The sequence below is a fragment of the Methanosarcina barkeri str. Wiesmoor genome (assembly GCF_000969985.1).
In the GTDB taxonomy this organism is placed as follows: domain Archaea; phylum Halobacteriota; class Methanosarcinia; order Methanosarcinales; family Methanosarcinaceae; genus Methanosarcina; species Methanosarcina barkeri_B.
In genome coordinates this window covers 1,571,640-1,584,564 of the sequence record NZ_CP009526.1, presented here as the reverse complement: position 1 = coordinate 1,584,564, position 12,925 = coordinate 1,571,640, and the positions used below count along the sequence as shown (strand labels likewise).

Genomic DNA, 12,925 nt, shown 5'->3' with positions numbered 1-12,925 from the left:
TGCAGGGTTTTATGAGTTTGGGAAATGTTTTCAAAAATTGAATTGGGCGTGAGTAAACTAATCAAAGGAAACTCAAAAGTAATTAAAAATAATTAAAAATAAGTAAAAGTAATCAAAAATAAGTAAAAGTAATCAAAAATAAGTAAATAAGCAAATAAGACAACGAGTTCCATCGAACTTTAGGGAATAAAGCAAATAATGAAGAATCGGTTAACAAAGAGACCCAAATAAATTAAGATTCGATGGAAATTTTGAAAAGTGACGGGAGAGCACTTGCTGAGTTTACTGCTTTAACCTGTCCACAAAGTCTTCCATTCTGTCTAACGCTTTTCTGATATCATTTATGGATGCTGCGTAGGCGCAGCGAAGGAAGCCCTCACCTGCCTCTCCAAAGGCATCTCCGGGGATTGCAACGACTTTCTTTTCATCCAGAAGGCGTTCTGCAAACTCAGAGGAAGAGAGTCCGGTATTTCCTACATAGGGGAAAGCGTAAAATGCTCCTTTAGGGTTGCAGCATTCAAGCCCTATCCTGTTAAAGCCTCTGACAATAAAGTGCCTGCGCCGGTCATATTCCCGGACCATCCGCTCCATTTCATCTTTACCGTGACGGAGTGCTTCAATTGCTCCAATTTGAGCTGTTATGGGAGCACAGAGCATGGAATATTGATGGATCATCATCATTGAATGTATAATCTCAGGAGAACCCATTGCAAAACCGAGCCTGAGCCCTGTCATTGCATAAGCCTTGGAAAACCCGTTAAGCATAACAGTCCGTTCTTTCATGCCATCAAGGGAAGATAACGGAACGTGTTTGCCTTCATAGGTAAGGCACTCGTAAACTTCGTCCGAGATAACAAATAGATCATTCTCCACAACCAGGTCAGCAATATCCTCGAGGCCTTCCTTTGACATGATCGCTCCTGTAGGATTGTTAGGGAAGTTGAGAATTATTGCTTTCGTCTTGTCCGTGATTGCAGGTTTGAGGGCTTCTGCAGTCAGGCTAAACTCATCATCCCTGTGGGTGGAAACGATAACCGGCTTACCTCCTGCAAGAACAACAGAAGGTAAATATGCCACATATGAAGGCTGGACGATAATAACCTCATCACCAGGGTTGACCACCGTCCTTACTGCTATATCCAGAGCTTCACTCACCCCTGTTGTGATGAGTATCTCGGATGAAGGATCATAATCCAGACCATAGCGCCTGTAATAAGTTCTGGTAAGTTCGTCTCTGAGCTCAGGAAGCCCGTAATTTGATGTATATGAGGTTTGCCCTTTTTCCAGAGAATGAATACACATCTCACGGATATGCCATGGAGTTATAAAGTCAGGCTCTCCTACACCAAGGGAGATTACATCCTCAAGTCCGGAAACCAGATCAAAAAAACGGCGTATTCCCGAAGGAGGAATTTCTTTCACAACGTCGGCAACAAACTTAGAAGGATCACATGAAGGTCTCAAGCAAAACACCCTGTAAAAATCATATAAGTATTGTGAACTTTAAAATCGGATAGGGATATCAGGTTCTGAACCGGCTCGTATCAAAATGATACCGGTAGCCTTTGAATCGTTTCAGGTTCATGAAGGATGACCCCATCTTCTTTATACGTTTTCAGTACGAAGTGGGTTGAAGTGCTCTGTACCTGATCAAGGGTTGCAATTTTCTCTGCTACGAAAAAAGCCACGTCCTTCATCGATTTTCCTCGGACAGTAAGGGATATGTCGTAATTTCCAGATAAGAGCCTAACTGACCTGACTTCCGGAAACTTGTAGATTCTTTCTGCAATTGCCTGATAGCCCTGATTGCGCTCGAGAGTAACCTTCAGCTCAATAACGGCATAAACATCGTTTTCCCCGACCAGATCCCAATCAACGATGGTTTTGTAGTGCCGGATAACTCCCGTCTCTTCAAGTTTTGCAATCGTCTGGGAAACATCCTGTGCAGACATATCTGTAAGGGATGCTATTTCTTCTGGACTCGTTCGTGCATCATTCTCAAGAATTTCCAGTATATGTCGAATCTTTTCATCCATGTTGGTCACCGGCACAGAGGTAAGGGGATTTTATAAGCAATCCCCATCTCGGGGGTAAATTAAATTTAATTTATTCAATTAATACAGCATTTACAACTCCGTCTTGCCCTGGTCTGCTTGTAACTTTAGCAGTTCCAAGAGGAGTCCTTATTACTGAGCCTTTTGTCAGAATGTTACGCCTGATATAGTGCTTGTTTGCAATGTTGTCGAGAACTGTTTCAATGGGAGCAGAGGTGGTTTTCCCATCTTTGGGATTGGTTATGTTTGCAACATCGCACTGAAGAAGTCTTACCTTCCTGTTGCCTCCCATAGTGTGAACATTTTTCCTCTTTATTTCACTTATACGGGTTTCTGCAGACTCACGGCCCATTTCAAACTTGCGCTTTCCGCGAGCATTAATAACTTTCCCACCGGTCACTTTTCTTCTGGAGCTACCTTGCCATCTCATTTTAAAACCTCATCGTGTATCGAAATTATAATCAATGCTTATCTTTAATGATTATTTATGTATTTTTCTATTGTAATTCTGTACTTTCCGATTGTAAATATACTGTAATCCTGATTATCCTGATCTGGTGATCGCTTCAGGGCATAAGCATACTTACCGCTTATTGCTCTGATTATATATTAATTATATTAGCAGGAGTACATAATTAGCATATTTGCTATGGACTAATCAATACAAATAGAATCGTATAAGAACTTTACGATCAGGCAGCCAGAATAAAACTCAATTTTACATCCTGCCTGTATCCGTAAAAGGAGATTTGATTTGAGAGTTGTAAATACAGATACAGGGGTGTAAGTATAGCTACAGACTCGGAAATAAAAATCTGATGGCAAGTTCACAAACGCAGGTAAAGAGAAAAAAGGCATATTCTAGAAATTATATAAATATGGTGAATGAATTTAAGAATGAATTTAAGAATGAATCTAAGGTAAGTAATCTAACGGTAAGTAATCTAAGGTAAGTAATCTAAGGTAAGTAATCTAAGGTAAGTAATCTAAGGTAAGTAATCTAAGGTAAATAAATCCAAAGTCATTGGTCGTCGGTTAAGGAATTTTTTTGCCTGAAAGCTATCGATTTTGTATTAAAATCCGACCTTAAATTTTGGCCTCTTTATATGAAATCGATACCCTGTTTCAGTTCATCATTTATTAAAATATTTGGAAAATATTGGGGAAATTGAGGCAATTTATCACGATTCCTCACTTAACCGAAGATGCATGAATCCAAAGTGAATGGATTTGAGGTAAATAAATTTAAGGTGAATATCTAAGATGAATAAATCTGTTGCAAGTTAAAGTTGAAATATTAATTTCCAATTTAAATTCTTAATGCTAAAAAAAGACCCGATGTTTCAGGAGAAACAACAAGGAGAGAAAATAATGGTTACAGAGATTTCATTGAATACAATATGTGGACATAAGACAAAGATAATTGCCACTAAAGAGGGAAAGAGCACGCACATACATATTAAGTCCACATGCAAAAAACTTCGAAAATGGGGTACACATTTTGATATGGAAATGAAAGACTTTATGGGAGGGCCAGAAAACATTCTTAGCCAGAAATCAGCTGAATCACCCCTTACACCTACTTGTCTTGTCCCGGCAGCAGTAATGAACGCTTGCTGGCTCGAAAATGGCATGATTTCGAAGAATCTTGCTCGAGAAATGGGAAAGATGGAAATTATCTTTGATAAATTGGAGTAAATTTCCCGTACTCCAAACAACTCAGATATTTCCTTTGGAAATATCCACAGTACTGAAAAAAATCAGCTGAAAATGATAGTACTGTGAGAAACTACCTGTATACATATAAACTCGGGAATACTTATATCGGATCTTATCATGTATTATTTGTCTGTAACTGGCAAGAATTTGCCCGTAACTGAGAAGACAACTCTTAAACTTTTTAGGAATATTTTGATCAAAAATTGTCATGTCTTATTTGCCCAGAACTAGAATTTGCCCAGAACTAGACAACTAGACAAACGACTTTTGACAACGCTTACGAAACACTAAAACAGTATTGCTATCTTGGAAGTAACAAAAGTTTCAAAACCCGAGGCGAGAGCATGGATGTAAAAGAGATAAATAAATATGGACAAGAACTTGTAGACTGCCTGAAACTGAAGACTTCTCCTGTTGCAGTAAAGCTGATCCCGAAAGGAGGGGAAATTCCTGAAGGAATGAAAGAAGTAGATGAAGCTATGAGGCACTGCCAGCTGGTTGACAGAGTGAGAAGAACAGGCGAAGAGTTCTATACCCTTGTCGAAGACCAGATGTGTAAAGGTGGCGCTGGCGCAATGGGCCTTGGCGAAATGCCTCCAAAAGTCGCAAGTGGAGAATTTTATTTTAATAAACTCAAACAGTTCAGCACCCAGGGCGCTGCAAGGCGTACCCTTGAAAGAGTTCCCAAGCTTCCCCCAAAATCAACAGAAGCTATCCTGTACTCTCCTCTGGAAAAAGCCACTTTTATCCCCGATGTTGTTGTGATTATCGGTAATCCTAAACAAATAATGCTACTTACGCAGGCTGCAATGTACAAAACCGGAGGCAGGGTCGAAGCGAGTTTTGCAGGAAAGCAGAGTCTGTGCTCCGACGGGGTTGTGAATGTATACAAAGAAGGCAAAATCGGAGTCACAGTCGGCTGCAGTGGCAGCAGAACATACTCCAAAATCGCAGACGAAGAAATGATTATGGGAATTCCCATTGAACTCCTGGCTGATGTAGCCACCGGCCTCAAGGAAATTTGCCCAAAGTAAGTTGCGAAAAGCGAATCTGTTTTAAATAAAAATTTATTCATTTTCAAGCCCTTTCAAGATGTTTCCAAAAAAAATCGTGAAAGGGCTTGTCAAATATAGAGGCAAAAACTTTTGTATATATCTAACCCCAAAACAACTTAACTTCCATCTTTTTTGAACAAATACTAACTTTTTTTCGTTATTTAAGGCGTAATTCAGAATAAAACAATGGAAAAACAATCCTGAACCGTAAATTAATCCATTAAAGAGGATCAAGATTCAAAACCATAAATTAGTCTTTTTGAGTGAAGCGTAGCAAAAGGGCAACTTATTCCCGAGACGCAATTAGGGTGTAGTGAAACTCGGTTTGTGGAGTGTAGTGAAACTCGGTTTGTGGAAAAGGATAAGTTCTTTAAATGCTAGTGCCAAAAGCTTGCGCTTTAGTTAGCCAATCTCCTTGTAAAATATCTCCTTTTGCTGATACACTGGTAGCTATTAAGATACCCCTGTCTTCCCATTTCATATAATCTGCCGTATGCTTGTAGGTATCTATAGCACCGCTGAAAAACCGTTTGTCATCGCACGCTCCGCACATAATCAAAGCAGATTCCGTTATTTTCAGAGATTTTTTACGGCTATTCACACAGTAGGCACAAAACCTGTCAATTACAGCTTTTAATTGTGCAGAAATCCCAAAGAAATATAACGGGGAAACTAGTACAAGCATATCTGCATTCTCGAGTAGTGGTTCAATTTCCTCCATGTCGTCACATTGAACACAGGCCCTATCCTTTGTCCAACACATAATACAGGCCTTACATCCATTAACATTGAGTTTTGCCACTTCTAGTTTATTTACTGTATGTCCCTTTTCCTGTGCTCCTTTCATAAAGGCATCTGCTAACATATCGCTATTTCCGTTCTTCCGTGGACTACCAGTAAGTATCAGTATATTTTTAGTCATTATGCATCATCTCCAAAAAATTAGTTTTATCTTTTTCTGTAATTTTGCGTTTCACCCTACAAGGATTGCCAACAGCGATTACATTGGCCGGAATATCCTTTGTTACTACACTTCCAGAACCAATGACGACGTTATCATCAATGATAACACCCGGATTCACAATAGCACCACCACCAAGCCAAACATTATCGCCTATAAAAATAGGGGTGGCATATTCTAACTGGTAATTCCGTATATCGGAATGTACGGGATGTCCTGCAGTAAAAAGACTCACATTGGGTGCGATAAAAGCGTTGTCACCGATGGTAACTTTAGCGCAGTCGATAATTGTGCAATTATAATTGGCGTAAAAATTCTCTCCTATGGAGATATTGTATCCATAATCGCAGCGAAAGGGTGGTTCAATAATGAAGTTTTTGCCCGTTTTGCCAAAGAGTCTTTGAATGATTTTGTTTCGTTGCTCAATTTTACTTGGATGAAGAGAATTAAATTCAAAAATCAATTCTTTTGCAGCCTGACGTTCTGCGACTAGTTCTTCCCCAAAAGCTCTATACGGTTTGCCTGCTAGCATTTTTTCTTTCTCTCTCATTTTAAATTCCATATATACTTCGATAAATTGACGATACCACTTTAAGTTTTATGATTGTAGTAGGAAGCAGCCATCCCGTATGGGCTTTACATTATGTTTTTGATGTATATATTTTGGATATATATTTTGGAGTAGGCTTTTTAGATATAATTACAAAACAGAACTATAAATGTTGAACAATTTTTCACACTGAAACAAATTGTCTGTTGAAGTAATTGTCTTGTGTTTATTACAGTATTTGATATAAAAGCTTTAATACAAAAAGCGTAAGAACTATTTTTTGTTTTTCAACTGTTCTAATGGTTATTTTCTTTCTGAATAAAGGAACAGACATCTGAGGCGCAATTTTGATAGCTAAACGGCGACAGAACTTAACCTGAAAACCAGATTAATTATCTTGAACCTATTTCTTTATCAAGTGAAAGTTTAGCTTCCCCGAAAAAGTAGAACTAAGAACACTGGAAAAAATAACAAGTTTTTTTAAATATAATACTTGGAGAATTTTTGACTATGTTCCAAAATCTAGTGATTTTTGCATTTCTTGATTGAAAATCTTAATCCGCAAGAAAAATCCGGTTTTCATCAACATCAATATTCGGCATCTAAATACTTCAATCCCTAAATTGTATTTCAAGGATTGGGACCAATTACAAAATCTAGTGATTTTTAATTTTATGTTCATCACTGGATTTTGATACTGAGTCAGAATTTTTATTTATCTAATATGGCATACTACTATCACTTTTGCTACGTATATATATTACTTTAGCTCAAGATAGGAAGGACAGCCCAGAATGAATTCCATAATTTTTGCTACGTATAACATGTTACTGAAAGGCTTCACTGCATGCTGGAAAATAGAGTTTTGAAACTTCGCATGAGTTAGTCCTCTCGAGTAAGCAAAGTAAGCAAACCGGTTCCATGCTCAAGACACGAAATTTGGGGAACACTAAAGAGCGCAAACTGCTGAAAGGAGCACTGTCTTCCCGAGACAGAACTTGGGCTATAGAGCCACAAATCTACCAAGACGGGAATCAATTATATACTAAAAGAGAAAAGAGAAGAAAAATGACCTATTACATAGCAGACTCAGCTGTTTTTATAATGGGAAACTGTGACCTGGACAGTTCCCTCATAATTACCGTTCCTTCGGTTACGGAAGAATTGAAAAGTAGGGACTCCGCACTTCGTTTTGATCTTGCAAAAGAAGGAGGGTTACGTGTGGAATGGCCAGATCCCGAAATGGTAAAAGAGGTTCGGGAAATGGCTGAGCACACGCGTGACTCCGAAGAGCTCTCAAAAACGGACCTTGAAATCCTCGCAAAAGCTCTTGAATATAAAGACAGGGGCATATTGCTTACGGACGATTATGCAGTCCAGAACGTTGCTGTGCAGCTTGGAATTCAGGTTAAACCCATTGCCCAGAAAAAAATAAAGGATATTATTATCTGGCAAAAGCAGTGTATAGGCTGTAAAAAAACTTTTGACAAAGGGGATGTCTGCCCTATCTGTGGTTCCCCCCTTAAAAAGAAAAGGAAAAAAAGTAGAAAAGAAAAGAGTTATTTTTGAGCTGAAGAAAAAGATATAATGCTTGATAATGTAATAGTGTCTTTAATTGAGAGAATGTACATTTGAATATAGTTTTCCAGGCAGTATTCGAGGCAAACATTGTGAATAAGTTGCAAAATGTGCCAAAAAAGTGCCGAAAAATGTGCCGAAAAATACAGCCAGATAAAAATTCAGGTGGGAATGGAGGCATGAAGAACATAGAAGATTTAATCCAGAAAGCTGTGGAATTGCAGAGTAACGGGCTTGTAACCGGCCAGATTGCCGATGAACTCAATGTTTCAAGGGAAACGGTTACCTGGCTTTTAACCCGTTCGAAAAAAGAAGTAGCAGCCCCCGCTCCAAAGGATATTTCCGTAAACTGGAGCAACATAGGAAAAAGTGCTACACGACTCCACTACATCTCACTTGCGCTTTGCGACATGGTGCTTGAGACTCTGGAAGAAACAAACGCCGAAGTCGACGTTGTTGTCGGTGTCGCTGCAAGCGGCATTCCCCTAGCAAGCATGATGGCAAATGAACTGGGAGCTGATTTTGCCCTGTATCATTCCCGTAAAGGACAGGATGTAGTCCAGCCAGGTCAAAAAGGAACAATAAGTAGAAACTTCGGAGGCGTTGCCGGCAAGAACTGTGTGATCGTAGACGATGTTATTACCACCGGTTCTACAACTATGGAAGTCATTGAGCAGCTTCGGGAAATGGGCGCAAAGCCAAGAGCTGTAGCAGTTCTCGTAGATAAAAAAGGCGCAGATATGATTGCTAATGTCCCGATCCGGTCTCTTGTAAGGATTGTACGCCTGGACTAAAAAGCAAAGCAAGGATAAACTGTTAATTACTTTTTTGTATGGGAGCCTTTCCAAGTGAAAGGTTTCCCAGAACTTGCAGTATTTTTTAAAATTAGTGTTTAATTAAGATTGTCTTTATTATTTTATGAAAAATAGTCTGAGGAGTCATTTCAAAGGAACTTTATGTAAAAATTAGAACCTTTTAACCCACTTTCCGCAGTAAATTTACGTAAATTCATATTTTTACTGCTATCGATTTTCAATCAAATGTAGATTTATTGGACTTTTATGCAGTAGGTAAAAGCAACGATGTGGTGTATTTAGAGACCAAAAATGATATCATTCAATTTTCACCAAATACCATTAAAAATCCAAATTATTTACTCTGTTCCAAAAACGCTATCAGGAAAAATATTGATTTTCAAAAAATACTGCGGAATGTAGGTTTTAAATAAACATGTTTTAAGATTATAACTTTTTGAGAATAATTTATTCAGAAACCCAATTTCTTAAAAATAGACTATTTAAGAATAGAATTTTTCTATCCAGAATAGAAGCAAAGGAAGGAAAGAGGCTATTAAAGCCCTTTAATATTCAACCTCGGTGGCTGCTATCTTTTCGGCAAGCCTTGATAACACCTCAGTTCTCATTCCTTCTACAAATTTGATACTGCCTACAACCAGATGTCCTCCTCCGCTGACACCTGCACCTTTCATTTCTTCCCTGAGTTCCCTGACGATTTTCGGAATATTCATGAGCACACCCTTTGAACGGATGACCGCAAAGTCAGGGCCGTATCCAATGGTTACCACGGGTTTATCCGGATATTTTTTGGTAAGCACGTCATGAACTTCTCCTGAAGTCTTTCCTGGTGGCGGGAAGGTGAATTTCTGGGCGTAGTTTTCAACGTCTATCACGTTCATGATGGTTCCATTTGCCAGTTTTTGGGACTTTACATTAAAGAGGCAGGTCTCAAGCTGGTCCTGGATCATGGTATTTGCCTGTTCGCATAGCAGGGAAACAAGGTTTTTATGGGTTTCATGATCTCCAAGGTCCAGAATATCATCGATAAGGCCCTTTCCACTACTGAATTTCAGCCAGAACTGTTCGTAGTCCAGGGCCAGAGCCATTTCCTTCAACTCTTCAAGAGTATAACGGTCCGAGACAAGAGAGATATACCTTTCAGCTTCCGGAGCTTCTGAACGGTCTCCGACTGCTGAAACCGCTGGGAGATGTTTTATTGTATCGCTAATGTCGGGATTAATCATACGAGCGACTTCAGCACAGAGCATTCCGGCAGTGACTCCGAAATCCCCTCCTACATGCGCAGGATTTACATGCCCTATCAGGTACTGGTCAACAATCTCATCCGGATGATGGTGGTCGATAACAAGCATATCGATTCCATAGACTTTGGCCTGCCGCATTGAAGGTACGTCTTCTTCTGTTGATCCGTTGTCTACGAGAATTATAAGCGGCATTTTCTGCCCATGTCTGGAAAGGTCTTCAAGCGCAAACGAAATATCCCTCGTAACATCGGCAAGTTCATAAAAAGGAGCTTTGGACGGAGCACGCTTGTAGAAATAATATTCCGCATCCATTCCCCCAATTTCCGTAATAAGGGGCAGGATCGCCCTTTCAATTGCAATTGCCGAAGTAATGCCATCAGCATCGGCATGATGCCTTAGAATAATCGGGGTTGAATGGAGAATAGCTTTTTTGATTTCTTTGGCAACATGGAGCATCCTGGGTTTAAGTTTCTCCATAATCTCGCTTTGGACAAGGAAAGGAATATCCGCAGGAGATGCCTTTTCATCAATTACTCTCTCAACTCTGCCCTTGACAACTGCTTCCTTCTCTCCTGTCAGCAATTTCATGCTCATGACCTCGATCTGGATCTGGTCATCTCGCAGAGTCACTTCTCCGGTAATGGAAACAATCATTCCTACATCAATATGCGGATAGGACCTTTTCCCTGCACTCTCAAAGGCTGCACAGGGCACAAAGCCTCCCTCATCGCTAATTGTGAAAATCGTGGGCCCGCTGGTCTGCTTTACCTGAATTACCTCTCCTTCGATTCTGAGGAGCTTGCCTTTCATACTGGAGTCGATTTCAGCTGAATTCTTGAGTGGAAGCTCCTTTTCAAGCTCGACAGTTTCGTATTTTTTAATGGTTTTAGGTATCAGATCCAGCTTTCCTCCGGCCTTGATGCTTTTTACCAGAACAATCACGGAATCCCCTACTTCAGGAGAAACAACGATATTGCTAGAGTGCATAAGTCCTCTTACATGAGGATTAAAGTCGACAAAGACCCCAAAAGAAGCTTTACTGCTCACTACCCCGTGGTAAAGTTTTCCTGCTTCCACGTCCTTAAGGTCGCAGGACTCGTCAAGAGCATAAACATACTGAGAATGGGAACAGGAATCACATACTTCTTCATCGGGGTCCTGAGGGTTCTCGATACGTGCTCCACAAACCTTGCATGTGTATATCTTTCCAAGACCATTACAGGTTTTACAGGGAGTTGTTACTTCAATACTTCCAGTACCTTTACATTTCTCACATGCAGCACCATTTTTTAAAATGCTGTCAAGATTTTTTTCTGACATTTTCATGAAATCAATTGATTTTGATTTACCTTTGCCCTTACACTGAGGGCAGATTTCAGTTGAAACAACTTCATAGCCACGCCCGTGGCAGTCTGGACATTCCTTAATCATTAATATCAACACCAATGGTTCTTCCGAACCTGCGTTTTCTTGACCTACTGTTTGCGGCTCAGAACGCGTTTCTGAACCTGACAGTGTTTCTCGTTCTTATTGTCAGCTTTTAAGTATGCCGATCTAACTCTGCGGCCTTATCAGGACCAAAAATCAATATCATTCTGTTTCTTTTTCCCTTTTAACTCACTTTTTCCTGTTTTATATTTTCTATGTTCCAAATATAAGTGTTTTCAGAGACAACTATTTATCAGAATAGGTCTCTCGCAGTTTCTTCATAATTTCATCCAATCAGGAATCTGCATTTTTGACATTTATTTCCTTCTCCGATATCGCTCAAAATCTGAAAAGTGAATTCAATTGAGAATATAGAGAAGGAAGTAATAATAAATAATAATACAATAATATAGCTTTTCAGATGTTTGTAGAGTTCAGGATACAAAATTTTTGAATTATGAATACTTACTTTATAGAAAGATTATTATTGATTGTCTGAATATAATAATAATAGTAATAATAGTACAATAATATGGCTATTCAGATGTTTGTAGAGTTCTGGGTACAAACTTTTTGAATTATGAATACTTACTTTATAGAAAGATTATTATTGATTGTCTGAATAATGAATACCTAGTTATTATTAAGTCTAATTTAAATATTAATGGAATGAGAGGTCACAAAAATTATGAGTATCTTTACCAGTCAAATCTACATTCCTGTATTATTGGTTGTAATATTAATACTCTCACAATCAATAAAAATGGTTAACGAATATGAGAGAGTAGTTATTTTTAGGTTGGGCCGCCTCAGTGATGTAAAAGGTCCCGGGATTTTTCTGATTATCCCAATTGTCGATAGAGCTTTGAAAATAGATCTGAGAGTTGTTGCAATCGATGTACCCAAGCAGGCCGTAATTACCAGAGATAACGTCACGGTTGAAGTAGATGCGGTTGTTTATTATAAGGTCATAGAGCCTGGAGCTGCCATAACGCAGGTTGAAAATTACATGTTTGCAACTTCTACCCTTTCACAGACTACTCTGAGAGACGTTATGGGACAGATGGAACTTGATGAATTGCTTTCGGAAAGAGAAAATATTAATAAGCAAATTCAGGAGCTTCTGGACAAGTATACCGATCCCTGGGGTATTAAGGTTACAGGAGTTACAATTAGAGATGTCTCCCTGCCTGATACGATGAAGAGAGCAATTGCCAAACAGGCTGAAGCTGAAAGAGAAAAACGTGCCAGGATTATCCTTGCGGAAGGAGAATCTCAGGCTGCGCAAAAAATGAGAGAAGCTGCAACTTCCTATGAAGGAGTATCTGCAGCAATCAAATTGAGAGAACTGCAAACATTAGCCGAGATTTCCAGGGAAAAGAACCTCATAGTAGTTACCCAGTCCCAGGCTTTTGAATCCGGAAATATAGCGGCTTTATCTACATCTATTGCCGAAAGAAAAGAGCAGCAAAGGCAAAAATAAGCATAAAAAGGATTAAAATCAGCAAAAAGAACTGA

General features: G+C 39.2%; 11 protein-coding genes. 5 read left to right on the top strand and 6 right to left on the bottom strand.

Annotated elements, in window-relative coordinates; translation table 11 throughout:
• Positions 1-282: 282 nt before the first annotated feature.
• The 3 genes from MSBRW_RS06770 to MSBRW_RS06760 all read right to left on the bottom strand — a co-directional run bounded on the left by MSBRW_RS06770 (position 283) and on the right by MSBRW_RS06760 (position 2,484).
• The gene (locus tag MSBRW_RS06770; RefSeq protein WP_011308375.1) at positions 283-1,464 is read right to left on the bottom strand and encodes an aminotransferase class I/II-fold pyridoxal phosphate-dependent enzyme; all 1,182 of its coding nucleotides are present in this window, start codon (positions 1,462-1,464) and stop codon (positions 283-285) included.
• An 80-nt stretch (positions 1,465-1,544) separates the two neighbouring features.
• A complete protein-coding gene (locus tag MSBRW_RS06765) occupies positions 1,545-2,036 on the bottom strand; it encodes an Lrp/AsnC family transcriptional regulator (RefSeq protein ID WP_011308376.1) in 492 nt (163 codons plus the stop codon).
• 70 nt (positions 2,037-2,106) lie between these two features.
• Complete coding sequence (locus tag MSBRW_RS06760; protein WP_011308377.1) at positions 2,107-2,484, bottom strand: 30S ribosomal protein S8e; 378 nt, start codon at positions 2,482-2,484, stop codon at positions 2,107-2,109.
• A gap of 941 nt (positions 2,485-3,425) precedes the next feature.
• Here MSBRW_RS06760 and MSBRW_RS06755 point away from each other — a divergent pair.
• Together MSBRW_RS06755 and MSBRW_RS06750 are read left to right on the top strand one after the other, a co-directional pair.
• Positions 3,426-3,752 carry a DUF6951 family protein gene (locus tag MSBRW_RS06755; protein WP_011308378.1) on the top strand — a complete coding sequence of 109 codons (327 nt, stop codon included), beginning with the start codon at positions 3,426-3,428 and terminating at the stop codon, positions 3,750-3,752.
• A 365-nt stretch (positions 3,753-4,117) separates the two neighbouring features.
• Positions 4,118-4,807, top strand: a complete 690-nt coding sequence (locus MSBRW_RS06750) for a DUF169 domain-containing protein (RefSeq protein ID WP_011308379.1) — start codon at positions 4,118-4,120, stop codon at positions 4,805-4,807.
• A 391-nt stretch (positions 4,808-5,198) separates the two neighbouring features.
• On the opposite strand, the gene MSBRW_RS06745 is transcribed toward MSBRW_RS06750, so the two are convergent.
• Both MSBRW_RS06745 and MSBRW_RS06740 read right to left on the bottom strand, forming a co-directional pair.
• A complete protein-coding gene (locus MSBRW_RS06745; RefSeq protein WP_011308380.1) occupies positions 5,199-5,750 on the bottom strand; it encodes a flavodoxin family protein in 552 nt (183 codons plus the stop codon).
• On the bottom strand, positions 5,743-6,351 hold the full coding sequence (locus MSBRW_RS06740; RefSeq protein ID WP_011308381.1) for a sugar O-acetyltransferase: 609 nt from the start codon (positions 6,349-6,351) through the stop codon (positions 5,743-5,745). Before MSBRW_RS06740 ends, MSBRW_RS06745 begins: the two co-directional genes overlap by 8 nt.
• A gap of 1,056 nt (positions 6,352-7,407) precedes the next feature.
• Here MSBRW_RS06740 and MSBRW_RS06735 point away from each other — a divergent pair.
• Both MSBRW_RS06735 and MSBRW_RS06730 read left to right on the top strand, forming a co-directional pair.
• On the top strand, positions 7,408-7,908 hold the full coding sequence (locus tag MSBRW_RS06735; RefSeq protein ID WP_011308382.1) for an NOB1 family endonuclease: 501 nt from the start codon (positions 7,408-7,410) through the stop codon (positions 7,906-7,908).
• 188 nt (positions 7,909-8,096) lie between these two features.
• On the top strand, positions 8,097-8,711 hold the full coding sequence (locus tag MSBRW_RS06730; protein ID WP_011308383.1) for an orotate phosphoribosyltransferase-like protein: 615 nt from the start codon (positions 8,097-8,099) through the stop codon (positions 8,709-8,711).
• 566 nt (positions 8,712-9,277) lie between these two features.
• On the opposite strand, the gene MSBRW_RS06725 is transcribed toward MSBRW_RS06730, so the two are convergent.
• Positions 9,278-11,410: a DHH family phosphoesterase gene (locus MSBRW_RS06725; protein WP_011308384.1), complete on the bottom strand. Its 2,133-nt coding sequence runs from the start codon at positions 11,408-11,410 to the stop codon at positions 9,278-9,280.
• Between the two features lie 685 nt (positions 11,411-12,095).
• Here MSBRW_RS06725 and MSBRW_RS06720 point away from each other — a divergent pair.
• On the top strand, positions 12,096-12,890 hold the full coding sequence (locus MSBRW_RS06720; RefSeq protein WP_011308385.1) for a slipin family protein: 795 nt from the start codon (positions 12,096-12,098) through the stop codon (positions 12,888-12,890).
• Positions 12,891-12,925: the final 35 nt, after the last annotated feature.